General features: G+C 58.5%; 18 protein-coding genes and 1 pseudogene. 11 read left to right on the top strand and 8 right to left on the bottom strand.

The features are described from left to right. Window positions 1–22: 22 nt before the first annotated feature. Entirely contained in the window at window positions 23–868 is an 846-nt protein-coding gene (locus tag AC13GI_RS12760) for a hypothetical protein (protein ID WP_482996462.1), read from the bottom strand. 255 nt (window positions 869–1,123) lie between these two features. Here AC13GI_RS12760 and AC13GI_RS12755 point away from each other — a divergent pair, with 255 nt between their 5' ends. From AC13GI_RS12755 to AC13GI_RS12745, 3 genes and pseudogenes are all read left to right on the top strand, one after another. After that, window positions 1,124–3,385, top strand: coding sequence for a T6SS immunity protein Tdi1 domain-containing protein (locus AC13GI_RS12755; protein ID WP_482996461.1), 2,262 nt, complete (start codon window positions 1,124–1,126; stop codon window positions 3,383–3,385). 459 nt (window positions 3,386–3,844) lie between these two features. Next, window positions 3,845–4,858 (top strand): hypothetical protein, encoded by a 1,014-nt coding sequence (locus AC13GI_RS12750; protein WP_482996460.1) that lies wholly within the window; start codon window positions 3,845–3,847, stop codon window positions 4,856–4,858. 1,306 nt (window positions 4,859–6,164) lie between these two features. Continuing rightward, a pseudogene (locus tag AC13GI_RS12745) lies at window positions 6,165–6,389 on the top strand (ATP-binding protein); the annotation flags it as partial. Between the two features lie 1,364 nt (window positions 6,390–7,753). Here AC13GI_RS12745 and AC13GI_RS12740 read toward each other — a convergent pair. Next, a complete protein-coding gene (locus AC13GI_RS12740) occupies window positions 7,754–8,101 on the bottom strand; it encodes a hypothetical protein (RefSeq protein WP_482996459.1) in 348 nt (115 codons plus the stop codon). A gap of 353 nt (window positions 8,102–8,454) precedes the next feature. Between AC13GI_RS12740 and AC13GI_RS12735 the strand changes: the two genes are divergently transcribed. The 3 genes from AC13GI_RS12735 (at window position 8,455) to AC13GI_RS12725 (ending at window position 11,070) form a co-directional block, all read left to right on the top strand. Beyond that, window positions 8,455–8,679 (top strand): helix-turn-helix domain-containing protein, encoded by a 225-nt coding sequence (locus AC13GI_RS12735; protein ID WP_482996458.1) that lies wholly within the window; start codon window positions 8,455–8,457, stop codon window positions 8,677–8,679. Between the two features lie 612 nt (window positions 8,680–9,291). After that, window positions 9,292–10,251, top strand: coding sequence for a hypothetical protein (locus tag AC13GI_RS12730; protein ID WP_482996457.1), 960 nt, complete (start codon window positions 9,292–9,294; stop codon window positions 10,249–10,251). A gap of 588 nt (window positions 10,252–10,839) precedes the next feature. Further along, on the top strand, window positions 10,840–11,070 hold the full coding sequence (locus AC13GI_RS12725) for a hypothetical protein (RefSeq protein WP_482996456.1): 231 nt from the start codon (window positions 10,840–10,842) through the stop codon (window positions 11,068–11,070). A 137-nt stretch (window positions 11,071–11,207) separates the two neighbouring features. On the opposite strand, the gene AC13GI_RS12720 is transcribed toward AC13GI_RS12725, so the two are convergent. The 3 genes from AC13GI_RS12720 to AC13GI_RS12710 form a co-directional block, all read right to left on the bottom strand. Then, entirely contained in the window at window positions 11,208–11,819 is a 612-nt protein-coding gene (locus AC13GI_RS12720) for a hypothetical protein (protein ID WP_482996455.1), read from the bottom strand. A 261-nt stretch (window positions 11,820–12,080) separates the two neighbouring features. Beyond that, window positions 12,081–12,572 carry a JAB domain-containing protein gene (locus tag AC13GI_RS12715; RefSeq protein ID WP_482996454.1) on the bottom strand — a complete coding sequence of 164 codons (492 nt, stop codon included), beginning with the start codon at window positions 12,570–12,572 and terminating at the stop codon, window positions 12,081–12,083. 376 nt (window positions 12,573–12,948) lie between these two features. Beyond that, complete coding sequence (locus AC13GI_RS12710; protein ID WP_482996453.1) at window positions 12,949–13,071, bottom strand: hypothetical protein; 123 nt, start codon at window positions 13,069–13,071, stop codon at window positions 12,949–12,951. Window positions 13,072–13,397: 326 nt separating this feature from the next. Between AC13GI_RS12710 and AC13GI_RS12705 the strand changes: the two genes are divergently transcribed. Then, window positions 13,398–14,042: a DUF1353 domain-containing protein gene (locus tag AC13GI_RS12705; protein ID WP_482996452.1), complete on the top strand. Its 645-nt coding sequence runs from the start codon at window positions 13,398–13,400 to the stop codon at window positions 14,040–14,042. 314 nt (window positions 14,043–14,356) lie between these two features. Here the strand turns inward: AC13GI_RS12705 and AC13GI_RS12700 are convergent, their stop codons facing one another. After that, window positions 14,357–14,728, bottom strand: a complete 372-nt coding sequence (locus AC13GI_RS12700) for a DUF805 domain-containing protein (RefSeq protein WP_482996451.1) — start codon at window positions 14,726–14,728, stop codon at window positions 14,357–14,359. A 369-nt stretch (window positions 14,729–15,097) separates the two neighbouring features. Here AC13GI_RS12700 and AC13GI_RS12695 point away from each other — a divergent pair, with 369 nt between their 5' ends. The 3 genes from AC13GI_RS12695 (at window position 15,098) to AC13GI_RS12685 (ending at window position 19,479) form a co-directional block, all read left to right on the top strand. Further along, window positions 15,098–15,964: a hypothetical protein gene (locus tag AC13GI_RS12695; RefSeq protein ID WP_482996450.1), complete on the top strand. Its 867-nt coding sequence runs from the start codon at window positions 15,098–15,100 to the stop codon at window positions 15,962–15,964. Between the two features lie 352 nt (window positions 15,965–16,316). Then, window positions 16,317–18,095 (top strand): autotransporter domain-containing protein, encoded by a 1,779-nt coding sequence (locus AC13GI_RS12690; RefSeq protein ID WP_482996484.1) that lies wholly within the window; start codon window positions 16,317–16,319, stop codon window positions 18,093–18,095. A gap of 310 nt (window positions 18,096–18,405) precedes the next feature. After that, window positions 18,406–19,479: a hypothetical protein gene (locus AC13GI_RS12685; protein ID WP_482996449.1), complete on the top strand. Its 1,074-nt coding sequence runs from the start codon at window positions 18,406–18,408 to the stop codon at window positions 19,477–19,479. Between the two features lie 404 nt (window positions 19,480–19,883). Here the strand turns inward: AC13GI_RS12685 and AC13GI_RS12680 are convergent, their stop codons facing one another. Then, complete coding sequence (locus AC13GI_RS12680; protein ID WP_482996448.1) at window positions 19,884–20,255, bottom strand: hypothetical protein; 372 nt, start codon at window positions 20,253–20,255, stop codon at window positions 19,884–19,886. A 105-nt stretch (window positions 20,256–20,360) separates the two neighbouring features. Next, window positions 20,361–20,597: a hypothetical protein gene (locus AC13GI_RS12675; RefSeq protein WP_482996447.1), complete on the bottom strand. Its 237-nt coding sequence runs from the start codon at window positions 20,595–20,597 to the stop codon at window positions 20,361–20,363. 471 nt (window positions 20,598–21,068) lie between these two features. Here AC13GI_RS12675 and AC13GI_RS12670 point away from each other — a divergent pair, with 471 nt between their 5' ends. Next, window positions 21,069–22,121, top strand: a complete 1,053-nt coding sequence (locus AC13GI_RS12670; RefSeq protein WP_482996446.1) for an esterase/lipase family protein — start codon at window positions 21,069–21,071, stop codon at window positions 22,119–22,121. Window positions 22,122–22,205 lie beyond the last annotated feature (84 nt).

Raw genomic sequence — 22,205 nt, 5'->3', positions numbered from 1 at the left:
ACGTTCCAGCCCCGCCTGAAGCTCACTGGCGAGCCCGCCACGCTCCGTCCTCTCTGATCTCCACGCCGAGTTGGTAGGCCAGGTCCTGGTATATGGACTGAAGCAGAGTGCCCCCGTTCAACTGCTTCGCCCATTCGTCGACGACTGTGGTGAGCGCCCCGGCCAGAGCACCCTGAAGCTTCAGCACACTATCGCACTCAGAGAGCTTTTCCTGCCAACGCCCGGCAATGGCCGCCCTCTCAAAATCACGGCCAAGGTCGTGCAGCATTGACACATGAAGCGTCTTGCAAACGCTCGTACCCACCAGTGCAAAAGGACGGTGCTGGAAGTTGTGCTCTGTCTCTCTCCGGACGGATCCAATCACATGGGCAAGCCAACCATCGGCAATGGGCGAATCCATACTGATCGTGGATCCAGTCCTCACGTAAGCACCCTGCCGAAAGCTATCAAAATCCGACTGAAAGTCCATCAGCACCATCGGCGCGGCAGCTTCGTCAAGCGGAGGAGGCGCCATTGGATTCCTCGTGTTTCGCGAGAGAGCCCAGTGCCTGAGTGTCATGCCTGCCGATATCTTCTTATGCCACAGGTGGATCTCATCAAGGCTGGCCTCGCCCAGACTGATTCTGTTCTCCACGGTACCAAAGAGCTCGTTGCTGTCAGCGTCTGCCTTGACCCTGAACTCTCTCATCTTCGCAATCGCGCTCGGGGAACCCATCTCGAGCCTCTTGTGATGAAGATCGTGCGCGACAATCATCCACTTTGGTATCACGTGTTCCTGCGTTTCCTTTGTGGGGACAACCCCAGTGAAGAGGCAGCAATCAGCAAAGTCGCCTCTTTCGAGGGTCTTGCGATCCAGGTAGATATCCATTCGCTCTCTCTCTCCTTGCAGGCCTTGGGATGGGCAGTGCGCCTATCCTCACAGGAATGGCTCTACGGCGTAACCCGGACAAGCAGGCAAAGGCCGCTAGGGCAGTAGCCTGGATGGCCAGCCATCCTGGACTGGATCTCGAGATATCTCTATATGCGCCGGGCAGCACGCAACGTTAACTTTCCGGATCGAAATCAGGAGAGCCATAGTTGTGGGCACCTGAGCTCGTGCCCAGCCTTCAATGAGACATCATCCATGCATCAGCCGATCCTCAATGTCGCATCAATCCCACTCAGCAGCACCGAAACTGAGGCCATTGAGGATACGCTACCTACTGCACTAAGGGCGTTGCTGATCCGGAGAGGGCGATCTACCTTCAGGAATGGACGAATTCAGCTGTGCCATCCTCATGATCTCGCGATGGTGATGGAGCAGATCCTGGCGTACGACGTGGATCTTGCTCCTTCTGAAACGCATGCCTATGCCTACTCCGCGTTCGGCACCATCTACTTCGTCCATGACGTGCATGGCGCAGGTCAAATCGACCTCTTGACCGGTGCGATCTCCTGCACGCGATTGACGGAGAGGCAAGCCTCGTCAAGAGATATCAGCCAGAATGCGACATCGCCGTTTCGGCTCGCCGACGACGCACTGGACCTGATCGACCATGAAGGTCGGCCATTGTTCGACGCCGCGCTTCTGAAGCATGGCCCGTTGTCTGCCGGACAGTGCTATGGGTTTTTCCCAGCACTTGGATTGGGCGGTATTTCCCATGCAGACTCCTTGCAGGTAGTGAACGCGGCAGTTCACTTTTCAATACTCGCCCAACTCGTCGAGTTCCAGCTGGTCCGCGAAGGCTCAAATGGCGAACTGTGCCCGGTACCGCGGCGGCCTTCGCTACCGTCACTGCAGCAGATCGCTACACGACTGTCCCCGGAATGCCCTTTCCAGCTAGTTCTGTATGCGGACATTGCTGATGAAGTACCTGAGGGCTCGATCTATCACTGCAAGCAACAGGCTGCCGACGAGCTGAATCAACTGGTGCTACTGGCCGATGGCGACCTGGTGCTCGACACGCTTGACCTGGACGACCCGCTGGCTCCATGGCGGAACGGCACCATTGGCGAGCACGTCTGGTTCATCCTCGTTCGCGGCAATGTAACGGTAGCCCGGCACGTTCACAGCCTGGAGACCGACGGCGCATGTGGACTAATTGTCTCGGGTGATCTAACGACTACCAATGCCATAGTCGGCGGGCAGGAAATCAGAGTCGACGGAGACCTCCGCGTCCACGAATTGTTCTGGGGGGACTACAACCACGGATGCCTGCACGTTGGCGGAAGCACCGAAGCCGCGCTACTCATCCAGACCGACTATTCCGCGGAGTTTGGCGGGCCAATTCAGTGCCTGCGCAGGATCGATGATGTCGAAGCTATGGATGGGGATGAGTTGGCGCAGCTCATCGAGCCCGACTGCCTGATCAGAGAGGATTCTCATCCAGACAGTATTTGGTCGCTGAGTGCGGAAGCAATGCTCGAAAGGTTGCAATTTGGTAAATGTGTCATCCGGAGGGGCGGCCTGTCGGCGGCCGCCCCCCTGCTGTGCACACTCAACTTGTTTGGCAATGCGAATGTCAGCCCAGAGAACTTCCTGCGAGTCTGTGGCGGGGACATGCTTCCAATCGACACTTGTTGCTATGACTTCAGCCGGTGCGGCATTTCACTTCAGGTGCAAGCGGACATCGAACATTCGGAATGCCCCATCTACATTGTGCAGATGGAAGATCTATCACGAAGGATTGGGGCACGCCTCGTAATGGAGCGCGCTGAGACAACCGTCAGCGTGATTGATCGTATCGCGGGCCGCCGCCCTGAGAAGGGCTGGGGCCTCTGGAAGTACGTTTGCAGCGATATGAGCGAAGAAGAGGCGGAATGGAGTCAGGTAGAGGCCATTGACATCCAGCCACCCTACGTTGCGTTGATCCTTGAAGGCTGGAGATTGCTCCTGGAAGGAGCATCCAGCCGCTATTGGACTGCGCAGATCATTTCCCCGAAGGATATCCGCAATCTCCTCGCGCTGGCGATCTGCGAGCCCTATAACAACTACGATGATGAGGATCGATGCGGACTCTGGCTCGGCCGAGTCCACGCTGCATTTCGCCAGCAGAATGGTGACCCTGCTAATGAGGAGCCGATACTTCGTCTTTCTCGGGAGCGGAATCAGCCCGATGGATCCAGCGTCATCGAAAGCTACTACTACGACGTTGAGACGTGCATGGATGGCCAAGAACGCGTTCATATCCGACACAAGGCGGACCAAGAGACAGACGACTCTCCCATCCTGATCGATACCTTGGGCGGGCCCGAACTGGCGGAGGCCTTGCGGATGTTCAAGCGGGGTGCGCGGGACATGCGCCGCACCAATGCTGCTCTGCTGGAAGGCGAGGCTCCCTTCTTCGCGGATGACGATGCGTTCGCGATGGACCATTGGAGACAGCAGGGCTACTTGACCACTTAGACTCGGCACCGCTGACCTCTGCCGGCCATTCGTCGATCATTCCGGGTGGGACCACCCCTCACCTGGATTGATCCTTGTCCTTGCCGATCCGCACAAATCGCAGCCATGGAGGCCTGCTTACGGCAGACATATTGCTGAGAATCAATCTCCGTCTCCGGTGAGCGGGGTCCTCATTGCGCATCCAAGCACTTCGCGCCCCATCGTGCGTTTACTTTGGGCTCCGTCCAAACTCAATGATCAGAGCGATGAAGAGCGTCGATGCCTCGGTCAATCTGCATCTCCAATCTAGAGTTCCCTGCCTCGCTCATCCCCCCCATCCGTCACTCCATCCACTGATATTCATCATCTGCTCGGGCGGATCAACGACGTGAATAATTTCGCAATAGTTCTATCGCGCCCAAGGGCCTAGACCGGCCACCATGCCTGCCCGGCCGGAGGATCTCCGCCCTTGGATCTGCCATGTACAAGCTCTTGATTTCGCTCGCGGCCGCCGTGCTACTAGTGCCAGCCTCTCGCGGCTACGCTGCACCAGTACATGCCACACCTCAGCGCGCCTCGCCCTCCGATCTTCTCGCTGGGCTCCACGAAGCACCGACTCGTCGCCCTCAGAGCGGAGCTACCGCCGAGCAACGCCTCAAGTCGCGCCCTGCCGTTCCTGCTGCTCCCTGGCAGGCAGGGCCGCTTACCCTGCTGCTGGCAGCCGAAGTCACGCTTCTGATCCCGAAGGGCTACTCTTACCTGCCCCCTGTCGACGCCGCACAGCTGGCAGGGCTGCCATTCCACCAGGGGATGCCAGGACTGATCCGGCACGAGGCTGCAAGCACCCAAGCGGCTGTATGGTGGCCAGAGGTCGGCTACTACCCGCCACATGCCCTGCATGTAGATCCGGTCGCCACACTTGAGGCGCTGCAACCTGCCAGGCTCAGAACCCTTATCCCAATGGATATGGATGCCAATGAAGGGGCACAGTTCTTCGCCCGCCCGGTTTGGCTGATTCCGCCCACCTTCAATCCGGCGTTGCATACATTCCGATGGGCCTACACCCTGCCACGGAGCGCAGCCGCGGATATCACCCTGTTGCGTCTTGGAGGCACCCGTGCAATTGGCTTCCATGCATTCGCTCCCAAGCAGGAGACACAACGCACGCTGCAGCGGCTGAACGAGCTGGCAGAAGGCGTCGAATTTGCAATCGGCCATCGCTATCTGGATGCCACTTCCCGAGCTCCAGTGGCCCAGGTGCCGATCACGCAGTGGATTGCAGGTGATCCGTTACTCGTCATGCAACAACAGGCAGCACAGGAAGGACGGCGCACTCAGAGGGCGTCCAACAATGGAAGCCTGGGCAGCCGGCAGGCGATAGCGGCTTCACTCCTGATCTTTGCCATCATCGCCCTGATGGCTATCGCCCGCCAAGGACAGAGAGGTGCAAGTAGCAAAGCTGGTGCCGCAAGGGCAGATCCAGCAAATCAGTAGCCCAGCCACCGATTGCTCTCCAGTTTCGACTATTTTCGAATCAATCAATGCGCCAAGAGCTTCCCTGCCCATCAAGTGAGAAGCCGTTTGCACTTTCACTTTAATGGCTAGGCACTGATCACGCGACTTTCTGAAATTTAGAGCACCCGCATCACAGTTGCGGCTCAGTCAGACATAAAGCAGTGACACTGCCAAGCCCCCAAGCCACCGTTTCGGTTTGACGCTCCCAATTAAGGAGTGTAGAAAATTCGGACGATCCGATACACGAGGTTTCATCGATGAAGATCAGAAATGGAGTTTCAGTTCTTTGCGCACTCGTCGCAGCATCGCTTTCCGCAGGAGTGGTCGCAAGTCAGGCGCCCTACCAAGACCGCCCTATGGCATCAGCAGATGGGAAGAGGTGGATAGAGCGAACGGCCCAGCTATCTGACTTCAATGGAGGCCAAGTGGCTGTCCGAATCAGATTCCTCCAAGACGGCAAGGGGGACTCGTGTATCGCTTCGATGATCAGACTGAGGCTACAAAGCTCTATCATCAAGCAGCCTGTGAGGCGACACATGCCAAAGCTAGACGCGGCGAAACTGTTGTTTCTGGCGAGGCAGTGGCAGGTTGGTCATGCGAGGGCGGTTCTGACGCGGACCCATCTGCGCAGGGGCTGGTACAACCGATGGTTGGCTACTACGTTTTTGCGTTGGCCCCTAGCGGCAGCGCCCCCATAGGAGTGAACTTCAACTCCGTAGGGACTGCCCGGTACCAAAGCTCCATTGCCGGACAATCCAATGCAACTCTCTCAATCGACAACGGCCGCTGCATGACGTCAGCTAGTGACAACTACACAGGACCATTTACGGGCACCTACACCCTTCAAGTGGTCTGCATAGGTGTTAGACCAGGTCTCATCAACACCGCAATGTCAGCATGCATCCCACGACTATGCTCGACAGACAACGGCGCCATTGACGTCATCTAGTCTTTGGGATCGAGCACCTCATCCTGGCGAGCGCAGGCCGCCATTGCCTAGAAGATGGTCCCGATGAACGTCGATTAGCGCCCCCAGACCGCCAAAGCAACGTGCCGCCCGGCGGCCGTTGCCCGCAACTGGGCTTAGATCATATCGAGCTGTGCAAGGAAGTCCTCACTATCAGTTTTGCCAGCCGCCACCAGCAGCGACCCCAGGGCACTCACTCGCTCCCAACGCTCCGTAGCAATGGCTGGCGCCCAGTCTGCCGCGGAAAACCTCCGTTTGTTGTATGGATCGCATGCCACAGCGGCATTTGCGCTGATCCGCCAGCCAGACCATGGCCCCATGCCGCATTGTTCCGCTGCCGCCCGCCTCCGCAGCGCCGTTCACGGCGCAACTGCAGATCTGATTGATCGAGAGCAGCTTGCCGAACTTATGGTGCTAGCCATCATTGCCGGTGAGCACTTGCTCGTAATCGGCCCACCGGGCATAGGCAAGAGCGCCATCGTACGTCGCGTCGCAAAACTCCGTAGCGGGACGCCCGAGTTCTATTTGAAGGGATCAAGCACAGTCGGTGCTCACTAGCGCTGATTTCACATTGGTTATCTCCAACCTCATCCCTGAAGCACGCGCATGCGGAATCGCGAAGGATCTCTGCGATGCGCCCTTCCTTCATCACCAGGACCGCTGCCTCCATACGATCGATCTTCAGGATTTCACGCCGGATCAACGGTGGAGCTGATGACTCCGGCCAACGCCCGGCCATCCGGCCAGTCCGCCATGTTCACTAGGACACACCCCAGATCGTCATGCCTCAAGCCTTCTGAATCGACACTTTGGCGGGCCAGGTCGCAATAGGCCCCTGCGGCTCTGAAAGAGATCCAGCTTTCCAGTCATCTGGATGCGCCATGTCGTCAGAAGACAGCAAAAAAAAGGGAAGATCCAAGCGCGCCTAGCACGCGCCAACCCTAGACCAGCTCAGCCTAGGGAATACAAGCTGGCGCACCCATAGTCGGTGCGCACACCGATAGCATCTGTTCCTACCCATGCAGTGTTGAAACGCTTGACCACAGGCTCAATGCCGATGCGATGTAGCGGCTGCGACCGCCATCAATAAGATCATGCAGGTGATGCACTGCTAACGTCTTGAGGAAGTGAAGTTCTTCGGAAAGAGCCCGTCCTTGAGCGAAGAAGTCGTCCAGCGCGCTATCCACAAGAGCTATCGACTCCTGGGTATAGTCAAGGCGCACCGGGTTGATACGCCCCCCCCTCTTCCTGAAAGGAAGCGATCAACGCCTCCGCCTGCAGCGCCATCACATGCTCATACATGGGCGGCGTTTTCCTGCGTTTCATAGAGACAGGCTCATGGCTTAGTGCTCCTTGTGAATCGCTGATCCATAAATTGAAGGGCGGCACCGTGAGGAGCCGAGCCGGCACGATAGATTGGTAGCACCGATCGATCTATGGACATCTGTCTAGTTTTTACCCCCCGAGATCCACCTGCACCGCCCTCCAGCCTCGCGCGCAGCCCCAACCTGACGGGGATGAGACACGCATGTCACAGCACGCCCGCTCCCACTTGAGAGCTGCCTAGAAGGGCAGCTCTCCCTCCGGCAAGTCTGGCCCTTCCAGCGCCGTAGCCATTCGCTCGAAATGACCAGCTCCGCGGATCAGCCGATCAACTGTGCGCCGACGTCTGGCACGTGCTTGCCAGTCACCATCTCCGGCAGCCTCCAGCGCGTTGATGCGTCCCCATAGCTCCGCGGCTCTGGCCCTCGCCCAATCTGCTTTCTGCTCAGCTATCGTTTTTTTTCATACATGGCCTCGTTGTTGATGTTGCAAGCACTCCCAAGACGCTGGGCTGACCGAACCGCATGACTGAGCCTTCGGCGACAGCCTGGATGTCCGGGAGAGTTGTTGTTGTTGAACCTTCTTCACCCTTGGTTTTCGTCGGCGGCGCCGGCCTTGTCCGGGATGACACCGATCTGCTTGGCCTTGATCTGGCCAGAGAGCATTGCGCTGCAGACCATGTAGGCAGCCGTCGCCAGGACGCCAAGCCAAGCGTCGATGGACAGGTTCCACATCAGCCAACCCAGGTGGAACACCCAGAAGATGATCGGTGAGAGGATCCCGATCGCCTTCTGCAGCTTGATACGGTTGACCACGATGTTGTTCTGGAAGTGTGGCAAGGGCAGGTGGTCATTCTTCAGGCTCAGATATGCCCGAATAGTCAGCGGGATGAGGAAGAAGGCCATTACGAGGTTGTAGATTGCGATTCCCATGGTGTGTTGCTCCTTTCTTGAAATGAGTAGATGGCCCTGGAAGCCCGGCAGACGTATACGCATAGCCATGCTCGGACCGACCGGCAGCCCGCGCACAAGTCAGTGCCGCCTGCAAGGCAAAGGGGGTTGAAGGGACTGTGGAATTTTTCACGACAAGCACTACAAGGCCGCCTCTGGCCGTCTTCTCATCATCTCGATGCTTCGATTGCCGAGCACCTCCTCGTGACTCCTCGCCCCCGCTTTTGGCGAGAGGCGTAGCGGAATGCGACCGATGCAGGCTTCCTAGGAAGCCCATTGGTCGATGCTAATCGTAGTATGTCGAATGGTAGTATACAAATCGAGACCATCCATAGATGGCTCGAGGCGCCCACGAAACTCACCTAGTCACGATCTTTGCCAGCAATGTCAGGCGATTGAGGAAGGAGCGTGGGCTGTCGCAGGAAGATCTGGCGGAGGCTGCCGGGGTACACAGGACTTACATCGGGATGATCGAGCGCGGCGAGAAGAACGTGACGATCTACAACATCGAGCGCATCGCACTAGCCCTAGATGTTCGTCCCGGTTCACTTCTCGATTGAAGGCCGACTGCTGCACCGTTCCTCAAACAGTCGATGAGCCCGTCCCTATCCCGCCACGTAGTGCGGTAGCACTCGCGCTGGCGATCGCCCTTGATTTTCCACCCGCAAACTTGCGCGCCGGCACACATGCCATGGCGGGCGCGATTCTCTTAATTGGTACAACGAGCGAATCGCTACAGGGCTAAGTGGCAGACACTGCCCCGTCTAGGGAAAGTGGGCCAACATCCCTGATATCCATTACCTGCGGGACACTCTTCAGCTGCGCCAGCTGTGCCGCGCCACTCTGTACACAACGAGCAGCGATCCACGCCCCGCCTCTAGATCGCGCTTAGAGCGCCGCTCTTCTGGTCCACGCAGTCGTCTCAATCAAGGCTAAACGCCTGTACAGCGAATGGAGGCCAGTCATTTCGAAGACTCCACGACACCTCGCACACTGGTCCATGCATCTGTCCATCGCTGTAGCGAGCAGGACGCAGCATAGAGAGTGTCCCGAGCCTCTACCGTCCATTTTCGAAATAGTTCAATGGATGGCACCAATGCTCTTTGCCAGGATCGTGGGTTCCGCTCAGGAGACTGGGCCGGCATGCCAGCCTCCGACAATCTGAGCCCTACATGGCCATCTCACTACCGCGAATCCTGCGCTCAGCGCTACTCCTCCTGCAGGGCCTGCTGCTTCTTGGCTGCTCCAAGCCGTCGCAGCCACTGCAGCCCGTTCCAGGCACCGCAGTCAGCCTCGCTCCCCCATCGGGGTTCTCACCAGCCCCAAACTTCGCTGGCTTTGTAAGCGAGGATGGTCGAGCAAGCATCCTGGTTGCTGAGCTGCCCGCACAGGCCAGCCGCGATGTCGGAAGGCTGTTCATTGATGAAGAGACCGCCCGTCGCAAGTTTGCTACCCAGGGCGTTCAGGTCCAGCGCATGGATTCGCTCAGCGTCGAGGATCGACTTGTACCGGTTGCGATCGGCACTCAGGACGGCCATGGCCATACGTTCAACAAGTGGATTGCCCTCTTCTCCGGATCTCCCACCGTACTAATCACGGTGCAGGTCCCCACTGATCATCCGCTGACGCACAAGGCCGCAATGAAGGTATTGGCTTCAGTCAGGGTGAGTCCGCCTCCTTCCCTCAAGGAGAAGCTTGCGGCGCTCCCCTTCACCGTGGCGCCAGAGAACCCCTTCCGGATTGTCGACACCCTGGCAGGCTCATCGGTGATCATGACCGCAGGCGATCTGGATGTAGATCCTGAGGGCCGCCAACCGATGATGGTCGTCGCATCTCAGCTATCACTCCCATTTGATTCGGATGACCTTGCAGAGGTATCCGATCAACTGATTGCCGGCACGCGCAAGATCCAGGACGGCACTGTTGAGTCGAGACGCGAGGTCATTTTCGCTGGCGCTATCGGGCATCGCGTCAGCGGACGCCTCCCTGACGGTGGCACCTACCATCACTACTTGGCGCTCTGGCCCGGAACGCGCTTCGTGCGCATGGTGGCCATCCTGCCCGTGGGCAGTGGCCAGGAGCTACAGGATTCGGTTGAAGCAACAGCCGCTTCAATCAGATTCCGGGAATGAACCACGTACAGCTACGGCATCCCGCTATCACAGCGTTTGAATCCAAGGATGGACGCACTCGGGCACGGAGCAGAAATACAGTCAGGCGCTGATGCCATCTATCTTTGCGACCAGTTACGCAAGCGAAATGGAAAGGCTCGGCAAATCCCCGACGTCGCTGCTCCTCGGTCCTGGCCGATTCCAGATAGGGGAACTTCGAACTGCGGGCCCATCCATGGTCCATCACCCCGCCAATGCAGAATGCACGGAGCAGATGAGCAAAGACCATTGGACCGCGTGCCAAGCAACTGAACTTCTGCGTGAGGTTCAATCAGCAAACTTCACCTGCATCCGAGCCCGATCCTTTCGCGATTGACCTTCGGACAGCAGAACTCCTTGAGCAGATAGATGCAGTCCTCACCCCAACGCCGATCCAGCTCCAGAGTCTTCTGGTGCCTCGCACTACTTGTGTGGCTGATTCTCGTCTGCACACTCATCCACGCTGGGTTCCAGCCAGATCATTGGCGTCTGAGCCACATGGAGTCCGGGCCCCCGTCCTATCCAAAGGCTTCAGTCCTAAACTTCTCCCTCATCATCCTGGCAGAGATCGTGGCCCTCGGCCTGATCGTGCAGCCATGGCGGTTCCGCCGCATGTGGCTCAGGATGCTGATCGGCCTCTTGGCTTGGCTGGGATGGACCGGTCTCTCGGCAATGGTGGCCATGCATCAATCACCAGTGCGCGATGTGCACTTGAACTGGCTACTGGTCGCCGCCTCGATCCAGCTCCTAGCGCTGCTGGCGCGTATCGACATCTTGTTCGACCGGGGCTCTCCTCGCTGACTTGCCTACCCCCCGCAGCAGCCAGGTACACGCCCATCCCATTTATGAGCTGACGCACATCGACTCTGAAACAACGGAGGCCATGTAGGCGAAGTCCATCGGTACCCCCCCCCCATCCAATCTCCTCAAGCATGAATCTACCAGGCGTCTACGTGCCGCGCGGGCAGTCCCAGCGCACTGCGCGCGCGCTCGATCGTGGCCACGATCTCCTGTTCAAACCCGACCCCCGAGTCCAGACAGCTCAGCAGCTCGGCAGACCTCCGCTTGAGCGCGACGGCCCACTCCAGCTCCTCTGGGTCAGCGATCACCTCGGCAAACATTGATCTGCTGCGTTCAGCTTCTCCAGCCAATCCGGCCATCACTGCCGAGTAGTACCTGTTCCATAGGCTGGGCGATGCGTTCGCAGCCATCCATGTCAGCGCGTGAGCGACCGAGGAAAATCGTTCACGTAGAGCCACCACTTCCTGTGCTGCACGCCTGGCAAGCGAGGTGGCCTCCACCGAGAACTGCTCCTCGCTGACGAACTCGCAGAAATCTTCCACCCTGTACCCGGCATCGAATGAAAGGTAGTCCTTCTCATACCAGAGCCAGTACGCCCCCACATTCAGATAGCTTCCCTTCCGCCCAGAAGATGGCTGGAACTCGACCACTCCGATCCACCACCCCTGGTCGTCAAGCCAGATCCTGGAGCGTCCCTTCTGCACGCAGCCCAAAGAGCCGAGCTCCAATCTGGCTGCAGCATTGATCATTCGAGAGTGCTGGGGAGTCGACATTGAAGAAACTCTTACGCTAGCGAACGTTCCTGCCATTGTATTGCCAGGTTTGGCGCTGGGCATCGGCTGCCTCCAGGAATGCCAACTGCGGGCCACAAAGTCTGATCGCCGCTACGACCTCCCTGGCAGAACCATCCTCTGGTCAACGAACTGCCCTGATTCTGAAAGCCCTAGCCCATCAAACAGTGCCCGGCCAGCAGGCCGGGCACTATGACCGCCATCCAATCCAGTGGCTCGCTACATCATCCCCCGCCCAGCCATGGACAGCGCCTGATCCGCCGTGACCACAAAGTGGTCCAGCATCCTGATATCCACCAGCTGCAGGACGCTCTTCAGCTGTGTCGTAATCGCCTTGTCTGCAGCAGAAGGCTCAGGATTTCCGCTGGGATGGTTGTGTGCCAGGAGGATTGCGGCGGCATTCAACGCCAGGGCCCGTTGGACCACGATCCGTGGCGAGACAAGCGCTCCATCGATCGTCCCGGAGAACAACCGCTCCGCTGCAATGAGGCGATGCTGGGCATCAAGGAAGGCCACTTCGAAGTGCTCCCTCGTCTCATTACCCAGGCGCAGCCTGAAGAACGCCCCGCAGGTGGGCACATCACTCATCGCCCGCCCGGGCTTGCAGGCCCGCCGCTCCAGGATTCGTAGCGCCCGTGCAATGGCCCGATCATCCCTCAGCCTGGCGGCTGCATCCAGCACCGCACACTGACTGTGATCAAGCGGGTCCACTCGAGTGTGCACCCGCATCAGCGCCCCCCTTCCCCGGCTTCAGGACTGGCCAGTCCTGCGACGGAACCACCAGAAGCCACCGAAGTCGACCGCGGCACCCCGCGATCCCGCGAATGGCTGATTCCCAGCACAACGCAACTGTCGGCACCGAATTTCCCTTCTCCACCTACTGCCGGCACGTCAGCCCCTCCTCCGTCGCCGCTATCAGGAGCACATCTCCGTGCATCCTTCTTCTCGCTCATCTTCATCCACAGCTCTCGGCCCGTACGGACCATCCGTTCAATCAACTTCATCAGCGTTTCCTTTGTGAGTAGACGGCAGAACGCACAAGGCCCGGACGAGCCGGGCCTTGTGCTGGGTGCCATGGATTGGGGGTTCACGGATCGAGGAAGTCACCGCAGTTGATGCAGGTAGTGGAGGAGGTGCATTTGACTATTCCAGCCAGCACAGCCGTGGCCACCACCATGACGCAGTAGATCAACTCGATCTTGCTCTTCATCATCGATTACACCCATAGAGGGCGCCACACAGCGTGGCACCGGACGCGAAGCCAATGACTCCTTGCTTCATGGGAGTACTACGTATCTGAAATATCGTTGAATCGATTCAGTCCGCCCTCACCGGGCATCTGAGCAGCCCATATGCCCCCAGCGCACATCGATTTCGAGGTAAAGCACACCGAAACTGACCCACCGGTGGCAAATCCAGCCTGATGCGGGCTTCGAATCTGCGCTGCATCTGCCGCTTCTGCCCTCTCCCCCATCAGGACCGACTTGGCGGTAGGATCGGCCCAGGCCGGTGAGGACTGGCCTTACAGGGGGAATCATGAATCGCACGACCACGTTGTTGGAGCGAGTTGCCTTGCTGTCCGCAGTTGCTGGCTTGACCGCCTGCATTCATCGAATTGGCATACCAACGGTGGCGCCGCCGGCCGTTACTACCACCGAGTTTGCTGATGGACGGTTCTGGGTGCAGGAAAAGGACCTGAACTACCGGATCGGTGATACCCAGGAGGTGATCACGGTACCGGCAGGCTTCGTGCAGGACGGAGCCTCCATCCCACGATTTCTCCATGTGGCCATCCCCAAGACAGGTTGGTACGGACGGGCTGCTGTCATTCACGACTACCTGTACTGGTCGCAGTTGTGCACCAGAGAGCAGGCCGACAATCTGATGCTGATTGCGATGAAGGAGAGCAAGGTCTCCACGGTCGATCGCGTCGCGATACACATGGCGGTGAGGAAGGGAGGAGAAGGTGCCTGGGAGGAGAACGCCCGCTTGAAGGCGAAGGGCATGCCTCGACTGATCCCCAGCGCTTATCGGGATCTTCCTCTGAACATCACCTGGCCTGTCTACCAGCGGCATCTGTATGAGCTGGGCATTCGTGATCCTGACGCGGCGCTTCCGACAACTCCGGCAACTCCGGCCTATTGCGCGATCGGGGACTCAACTCACGTGCCAGCCAGTTGACCACGCCCTGCAACGGCAGGCCCGTCGAGGCGACGAAAGGCCCCGAATGCGCTGCAATTCCCCTTGCAAGAGAAACGCGCAAGGCCCGGACGAACCGGGCCTTGCGCTGGATGCAGTGGATCTGACCATTGCGAATCGAGCACGTCACCACAGTTGAAGTCGATTGGCGCAGGTCAGACACCGTACCGGACAGCCGCTCTTGAACATCGGCTTCGGGTCAAAGCGCTCAGCTACCGCGCTTGGGCAAGCGAAACTCCCCCAGCCCGGTGGGAACCAGCCCCATCGCCCCGCCAGCAATCGCCCCTGCGTCTCGATTACGGATGCGGAACCGGAGCGCCGTATCGGTTGCTGGTCGAGTTGCCCGGAAGCAAGATGAACGCGAGCGCGATCAGGCCGACGATCGGCACCAGACCCACCAGCAACCACCAACCAGAACGATCGGTGTCATGAAAGCGACGAACGGTAACCGCCAGAGCGGGCACCAGGATTGCCAGCGAGAACAGCGCGCTTGCAGCAGTGCCGATCAGTGCAATCGCAGACCAGCCATTGGAGGCGGCTACGATCTGAAGAACATTCAGAGGAACAAGCACCATGTAGCAGAAGAGCTGGAACCACCAGAACTCTGCCCGGCTGGCGCGTCCGCTGAACTGCGCGTAGCGCTTGAGTGGCATCATCATCCTATTCATTGCGACAACCCAGATTAAGGAAGCCGACAACCATTCCAGCCTAGCTCAAGAATGAACATCGAATAAGTTCTAAACGATAATTCCCCATGGAATTTCCCACCACAAGACACCACCTTCGCCGCCACTATGTATTGCAACTCAAGCATCTTCCGCTCTCGGCTCTGCCATGATGTAAGGCGCTTCAATCCCAATTCCCATTGCATGGTACGAGTCGGCCTACCTTCTTTCAGTCCATTTGCGACATCGAGTCAATTGCCACACCCTAAGGTTCCACAGAAGCGATCGACGCCGCACTGATTCAGTCGACGTGCTTTGCAAAGCGGCTCTTTTTTTTGCGAGACTTTGTTAGACCAATCACCAAGGAAGATCATGTTCGAAAACGGAATTTATCGCAGCGACGATGAGACACCGGGCCTGGGCGAGTGCCTGCAGCGCGCTCGCGAAGACATCGAGATCGCCTACAACATCCGAGCCAAGCGGGCCAACCCTCTGTGCTCATTCGTCGATGAATGGAACCTTCTCTGCGAGGACATCATTGGAGGCACGGATACTGCCAGCAGGCTGGACAGGATCGCCAATCACATGCGGCTCCACGGGGCAGTTCCTGAAGTTCATATTCTTATACGAGTCCCGATTGTCCTCTGGCTTGAGGCCAAGCGCGCTTTTGACACCGGGGACAGAGAGAGATCGTGGGCTGCTCTGGCGCGCTGCAACTACTACATCGGCATGTGCTATTCCCACGAGACGCATAACGAACGTTCGTCCCGAGGCGGAAAGAACTCCTCGCTGTACTCCCCTTACCTGCGCAGTATGGTTCTAGAGCGTTTGAGAGAGATGGAAGACAACTCCCGCGCTACGAAGCAGGACGTTTGGAAAGAGCTGGTTCCCCAGATGGCCTCTTTCCGAGCCCCCATCTCCAAGGAGCTCAACACCGTCTCGGCTGCAGCCAAGAAGAATGCCGTACTTGATGGCAATGCATCCAATGGTAGTGGCTCACTTGGCAAGAGCGCCTATGCAAGAAGCCAGAATCCGAATCAACTGCTCAGCCGCTGGACCAACAACGACGAAGAGATCCGCGCTGAGTTCGTGCGCGTGGTTGTGGCAGACCTCAACACCCGCGCTAAGCGATCACACAAGGCAAAGGTTCCCAGGGGCGACAAACCTCAGAGCGAACTCGGGGCCCTGGATCAGCAGGGGATCTCGGAGCATTCCCAGGACACGGTCAAGGAGCGGTGACTGTCAATTGGGCTTCCTTCAGCAATGGAGTTCAGCTCGAATGGACCATTCCTTTCCCTGACCCCCTCCGAAGAGCTTCTTCCTAAGCTGAGCTTCTTCCGCTCCCGGTTGACCGATGGGCATCTCGAGTGCGAACGCTCCGGGTGATCCTTTGGCCTCGCTCATGAGGAAGATTCGTCAACGTTTCCGTGCCGGCACGGCAGAGCCCGTTCAATAGCATTGCTGCAGAGATCGATTTTTTTCTATATGACGTAACTTGAACAGACCCTAGGGTGGGGCGAGGCGGCAAGAGCCGCCCACCTCACCCTAGGAGTTTTCAATGCCGTTGAGTGTGCATCGCAAGCGCTACCTGTTGACCGCCCTTCTCGCAGTGATGGCAACACCTGCACTGGCGCAGACCCCTTATAGCGGCACGGTCTTCATCGGAGACAGCCTGACGGACACGGGCTATTTCAGGCCCCTGCTGCCCGAGGCCGTTCGCCCTGTCACCGGTCAGTTCACCACCAACCCAGGCTGGGTCTGGTCGCAGCACGTCGCCAACTACTACGGAACCAACGCCGGCCCTAACGGCAACGGCCAGGACGGTGACAACTACGCTGCTGGCGGCGCACTTGTCGGCGTCGACGTCGTCAACGAGCTGGGCTTTGTTCCTTCGCTCAAGAGCCAGACCACCGCATACCTTGCGGCCAACGGTGGCCGCGCCGATCCCAACACCTTGTACTCGGTCTGGGGCGGCGCCAATGACATCTTTGCCATCACCTCGCCTGCCCAAGCTCCTGCAGTGATCGGGGCTGCCGTGGCCGACCAGGTTGGTATCGTTGCGGCATTGCAGAGCGCTGGCGCGCAGTACGTCGTGGTTCCCAACCTTCCGGACTTCGGCCTGACGCCCATGTTCCGCAGCCAGGGCGACGCCGGTATTGCCACCGGAACTGCCCTGGCAAAGGCCTACAACGAGGCGCTGTACGGTGGTCTCAAGGCCGCCGGCCTGCAGGTCATCCCCGTGGATACCTTCCACCTTCTCCAGGAAGTAGTGGCAAATCCCGGGGCATATGGATTCACCAACGTAGATGGCAGGGCTTGCCCGGTCGGATCTTCGCTGACCTGCAACCCCACCCAGTACGCAACCCCTGATGCCGCCACCAGCTACATGTTTGCAGATGGCGTCCATCCCACCTCGGCTGTCCACAGCATGCTTGGCCAGTACACCATGTCGATCCTAGAAGCTCCGCGTCTGCAGCAGGTGCTGACGCATTCGGCCCAGACTGTTGGCCGATCACGTGCCGACCAGGTCAGCTGGCACCAGGATGGCCGTCCCACCGAGGGCCTGAACTGGTGGGGCAGCGTACGTGGGGACATGCAGCGCTATGCACACGCCGATCTGTATGACGGCATGGCTCCTGCCGGCTTGTTCGGTGTGGACTGGGCACGTGGCGGCACGGTGGTTGGCGGCTTCGCCGGCTACGGGCGCATGGATGCCGACTTAGGCAACAGCCACGGGGACTTCAATCAGTCCGACACAACCTTGGGCCTGTTTGCAGGCTGGTATGGCGAGCGCGTCTGGGTCAACGGCCAGATGAGCTACACCTGGCTGAACTACGATGTGAATCGCAAGGTCCAGATTGGCCCTGTAACGCGCGAACACAATGGCTCGCCCGAGGGCAGCAATCTGACCGTCGCATTGAACGCCGGCTACGAGTTTGGTGCCGAGGGGGGCTTCCGCCACGGCCCAGTGGCTGCAGTGATCTGGCAGAGGGTGAAACTGGACGGCTACACCGAGAGCAACCTCAGCGCTACCGCACTGGGCTACGTCGACCAGAAGATGGATTCAACCGTTGGCCGTGTCGGCTGGCAAGCCCGGTTTGATGGAGGTAACGTCAAGCCCTACGTGCAGGTCACATACGACCACGATTTCGAAGACAGCAAGCAGGCCGGCGCTTGGTTGCAGACAATGTCCGAGGCTGGCATGTACAAGGTGCCAGGACTGCAGTTCGACAGGGACTACGGCACCGCAGTCATCGGTGTGCGCATGAACCTTTGGGGCCTGCAGAGCAACGTTGGTGTCAGCACCACAACCCTGCAGAAGAGGGCACGCGACGCCACACTGTTTGCCAGCTTCGGCGGAAGCTTCTAAGAACAAGCGCCACGCCGCCACATCGGCATGGCGCTCCGTAGACCTGCTAAAGTCAGCAACCGAAGGGTTTTCCAATGTAAATCCGTGACGTAGCGCGCGTCGAGACCGCTGTGCGGGAGCTTCTAAACTGCAGAAAATTAGAACAATCTCTATCGATTCAACGTACATTCCTCACCATAATGAGCACCGCTGGATCGATTGCTTCAACAGCGCAGTAGTTCGTACCGATCAGCCAAACGCACCTACTACAGTTCGACATAAGCTGAATTGAGCATTTGAATACCCCGACACGTCATTAGGCGTTACTCCAATGAAATCCTATCGCCTAGCAGGACTCTTTGCGGCAGCGGCAATTTTGGTGTACTCGTCAAACAGTCACGCACAGGCAGCAACCGCCAGCATATGTGAAGTTGTGGGGTCGACTCAGCAAGACACTGCTAGGCTGACGATCGACTACGGTTCCATTCGAATCAAACCCGACGAGACCTTCCCGCCGGTCGGTTCTTTGCTTACCGAGTGGAAGTCTGCGGATATCGACGTCCTATGCCATATCGAAGGCAACTACGATCTCGATGGAAGAGCAATTGACCCTGACTATGCGACAGTCAATGTCGACGGCGTGGGATACGCAGCCATCGCCCCAGCGAATGGTCCTGTGGGGACAGTCGTTCGCATCACGCTGCCCGACGGGCGCGTTATCCCATTTGATCGCTCTGGCTTCCTCGGGCGGATCCATCTTCCTAGAGGGAACAGTGTTATCCGCATGTCCTATCGTCTTGTTTCGATGGGGCGCTCATCAGGCATACCTGAAGGTTCAGTTGCACTTGGTGCGCACGGGGGAGCTTTCAAGGTACTGAACGCATATGCTGATCAGATTGTGACCGACGCCCCCCTGAACTTCGTATCGCAGGGATCGGCCGTGTTCGTACACCAATCAAGCACCTGTATCCCCGGCAACATGCCGTCGAAAGTTGATGTCGGCTCCTTCTCCAGCGCTGACGCCCCTGGCGTCGGCAACGCCTGGCAGACTGAAAAGACGTTCGGCTTCACCCTGACATGCCCTGCAAACGTCAGTGCGTACGCCGTTTTTACCGATGCAGCCAACCATGGCAACTTGACTGACTCTTTGACGCTCACCGGTCCGGAAATCCCAAGCGGAGTCGCATTGAAGCTTTACTCAGGACCTGAAAACGGCAGCCCAATTTCCTTTGGCCCGGAGAGCAATGCTCAGGATGCCCCCGGGCGCTTCAAGCTGCTAGATAGCGGTGCGAGTGGCGTTACCGATGAGCCAGTTACCTTCACGGCAAAGTTGACCCAGGCGGCCGTCGAGGTTGGAGACGGCGTCATCGAAGGTGGCGTTCTTGTATCGCTCGGCTACGACTAGGCCCCTATCCTTTCGGAACATGGCATGGCAGTGACACGACATGAACAGCAGGTACCAAGCTACCTCCGAGACCGACAACCGCGCCGGCTCTTAGGACGGAAGCGGCCTGACCACAGAACTAGCGACGACTTCAGCGCCGACAGAGCTTGCGCGGCGGCTGAGGGAGTCGGCTCGCAGTGACACACCCAAACCCGTACTGCGTGCCGGCTACTGCAAACCTAGGACGCGAAAGAGTCGGTACACCCAGTTGTCAAAGATGCAATTTCGAGAAGATCCAGAGACTCAAGAAGCGAGGCGGGCCCTGATGCCAGTGCCGGCGCTGCCGCATCGGCGCGAGCCTCTTCGCTCCAACCGTGTCTTTCCCGTCGAGCACGCGTGGGGCGATAGCAGTTGTTGTCTCCATACTAAATGAAGCCAACTGATAGAAGAGAGGGGCCAGGGCATGGATTCCTCACAGCCTCGACGTAGATCTCGTCCCACGGCACCAGGTGATCAGCCAGCTCCAGAAAGCAGCTGGACCAACCCATCCCGCGAAGTCGTTGTGTCAGCGATACAGATGCAAAGTCCAACGTCATCACGCTCTTGCCGATTCCAGGAAGGGCGAAGCACGTGGAGCGACGCACATAGAGCTGGTAGCCGCCCCGCCTCAGATCGACACAGCGCGCGATCTTCCGATCCTCGACCAGCCTCATCCACGCAAGGAACTGCAACTCAATCGATGCCATTCGATGAACTGCCAGCTCGTTCTTCCAAGAGTCTTCAGACAGATTGATCATTCTGGTCCCTACCAAACACTGGTGATCGATCGCCGCGATGGTCCGGGTTGCGAGGACAGTGCCGATAGCATTCCACGCACATGGCGTTGCCGACATCCACCTGCATCAGCGCCTTCCCATCGATGAAACCTGCGGATACCACTTGAGCCCCATGAGCGGCGTTTCGGCCTGCGCAGAGGACTTCGAGGCCATGAAGATCATCAATCCATCCTCGTCAAATATGCCCAAGGCAACGTACCTGATCCCCATGCGGCAGTAGACCCCCTCCAAAGCCTCTTCAGCAGAGGCAAAAACGTCCTGGCGATCAAAGATGCCGCCTCTCAGCAGAATGCGCTGTCTCACAACTTTTCCCCGATATCGATGATTCTCCAACCGTTGTGCATCCCCTGCTCAACGGACGATCAATCCTTGAGGCATTCCCAGCTGCTCGCGAATAGAGTTCTTTCGAAAGTTGTTGAAAACTTCTCGGGCAAGCACGTGGTACCTCGCCCGCTCAGGACTTCCGGCTCGTAGGACAACTGCCCAACCCCATTTCCAATAGCAACAAGGTGGTTTGGCTCGAAATCCGCCTGAATCATGCAACGGCGCACTTGCACGTATGGCTTCACTGCCCGTCCCGCGCCATTGAATAGCCAAAGACGGTGACGCATTTGGCCTGCAACTGAATTACCTTCCAGCAACCAGAGCGTTGCCCATCAATATTTCTTTGGCGCCTAGACAGGCGCTTCACGTGCGGCTCAGTAAATCGCAGGCCTGCAAGCGCACCACCTCGGACTGCGCGATTGCATCCAGCCACCCAAAGAGACCGCACACATGCCTGATTTCAGACGATTGTGTAATTCCCCTGTGATCGCAGGATTGCTCACGCTCGCCGTTCTTGGATTGGCCCTGCAGGTAACTGCCGCAGCCCGATACGGCTCAGCGCAGTCTTCGGACACTTCCGAAGCTGCGTCATCGATTGCAACCCGCCATCCCATCGTACTTCTAACTGGCGCAGCCGGATCGCCTGAGACCCAACCAGGCGTGCCCTACTGGTTTGGCATCGAAGCGGACCTTCGCGCTCAGGGCGTCGCGGTCTACGTTCCTGAGCTGCCACCGGTTCAGAGCGACACCGGTCCCTATGGGCGTGGAGAGAGACTGATCTCGATCCTCCAGGGCATCCAGCGCGATACCGGCGCTGAGAAGTTCAACCTTGTTGGGCACAGCCAGGGGGGACTGACAGCGAGGTACGCGGCGTTCTGGGCGCCTGATCTGGTGGCATCGGTCACCACAATAGGCACGCCCCATCACGGCACTCCTCTTGGCGACATCATCTCTCGGCCTGAGGGTGCCCCTGCAGCACTGGTTGCCTATGTCATCGAGCAGATGAACAAGATCAACCCCGAGGTGAACCCGGTAGCGATGCTGCAACTGCTGAGCAACGACTACGTCGAGCAGTTCAACAGGGAAGTGCCAAGCGCAGGACTTGGATCTGCCGGATCGTGCACCAGTGGTGCCGGGGAGGAGACCGTAGCGGGCTATCGGCACCTTCTCTATTCCTGGTCAGGCAACGCGATTCAGCGCGGTGCCTGGGGCCTTCCAACCGACACTAGCCTCTCCTGGCCATACGATCAGGCGGTCGTGCAGGACCCATCAATGACCGCCATGAGCGCGTTGGGCTCCATTCTCATCCGCACCCTGCATGCACCATCCAATGACGGCTTGGTTGACATCTGCAGCGCCAAGTACGGGACCGTCCTGGGCCCGTATCGATGGAACCACCTGGACGAGGTCAATCGGGAGCGCGGCATCCGCGGCGGGCGCGCTGAGGACCCCATCAACGTCATGCGTGCGCACGTGGCGAGATTGGCCGACCAGGGCCTCTGAAGTCCATTGCCAGCCTCACAGATTCACTTCTCCCAGAGGTCAGATATGTTCACAGAAGCTACTGGATGCCGCGCGCCAACCCGC

The organism is Stenotrophomonas sp. 82F1 (assembly GCF_056861525.1).
This window is presented reverse-complemented; position numbering and strand designations above follow the sequence as displayed.

Excerpts from the sequence above, each read along its gene's own strand:
- AC13GI_RS12760 (WP_482996462.1), bottom strand. The coding sequence starts at position 868 with ATGGATATCTACCTGGATCGCAAGACCCTCGAAAGAGGCGACTTTGCT.
- AC13GI_RS12755 (WP_482996461.1), top strand. The coding sequence starts at position 1,124 with ATGCATCAGCCGATCCTCAATGTCGCATCAATCCCACTCAGCAGCACC.
- AC13GI_RS12750 (WP_482996460.1), top strand. The coding sequence starts at position 3,845 with ATGTACAAGCTCTTGATTTCGCTCGCGGCCGCCGTGCTACTAGTGCCA.
- AC13GI_RS12740 (WP_482996459.1), bottom strand. The coding sequence starts at position 8,101 with ATGGGAATCGCAATCTACAACCTCGTAATGGCCTTCTTCCTCATCCCG.
- AC13GI_RS12735 (WP_482996458.1), top strand. The coding sequence starts at position 8,455 with ATGGCTCGAGGCGCCCACGAAACTCACCTAGTCACGATCTTTGCCAGC.
- AC13GI_RS12730 (WP_482996457.1), top strand. The coding sequence starts at position 9,292 with ATGGCCATCTCACTACCGCGAATCCTGCGCTCAGCGCTACTCCTCCTG.
- AC13GI_RS12720 (WP_482996455.1), bottom strand. The coding sequence starts at position 11,819 with ATGATCAATGCTGCAGCCAGATTGGAGCTCGGCTCTTTGGGCTGCGTG.
- AC13GI_RS12710 (WP_482996453.1), bottom strand. The coding sequence starts at position 13,071 with ATGAAGAGCAAGATCGAGTTGATCTACTGCGTCATGGTGGTGGCCACG.
- AC13GI_RS12705 (WP_482996452.1), top strand. The coding sequence starts at position 13,398 with ATGAATCGCACGACCACGTTGTTGGAGCGAGTTGCCTTGCTGTCCGCA.
- AC13GI_RS12700 (WP_482996451.1), bottom strand. The coding sequence starts at position 14,728 with ATGAATAGGATGATGATGCCACTCAAGCGCTACGCGCAGTTCAGCGGA.
- AC13GI_RS12695 (WP_482996450.1), top strand. The coding sequence starts at position 15,098 with ATGTTCGAAAACGGAATTTATCGCAGCGACGATGAGACACCGGGCCTG.
- AC13GI_RS12685 (WP_482996449.1), top strand. The coding sequence starts at position 18,406 with ATGAAATCCTATCGCCTAGCAGGACTCTTTGCGGCAGCGGCAATTTTG.
- AC13GI_RS12680 (WP_482996448.1), bottom strand. The coding sequence starts at position 20,255 with ATGATCAATCTGTCTGAAGACTCTTGGAAGAACGAGCTGGCAGTTCAT.
- AC13GI_RS12670 (WP_482996446.1), top strand. The coding sequence starts at position 21,069 with ATGCCTGATTTCAGACGATTGTGTAATTCCCCTGTGATCGCAGGATTG.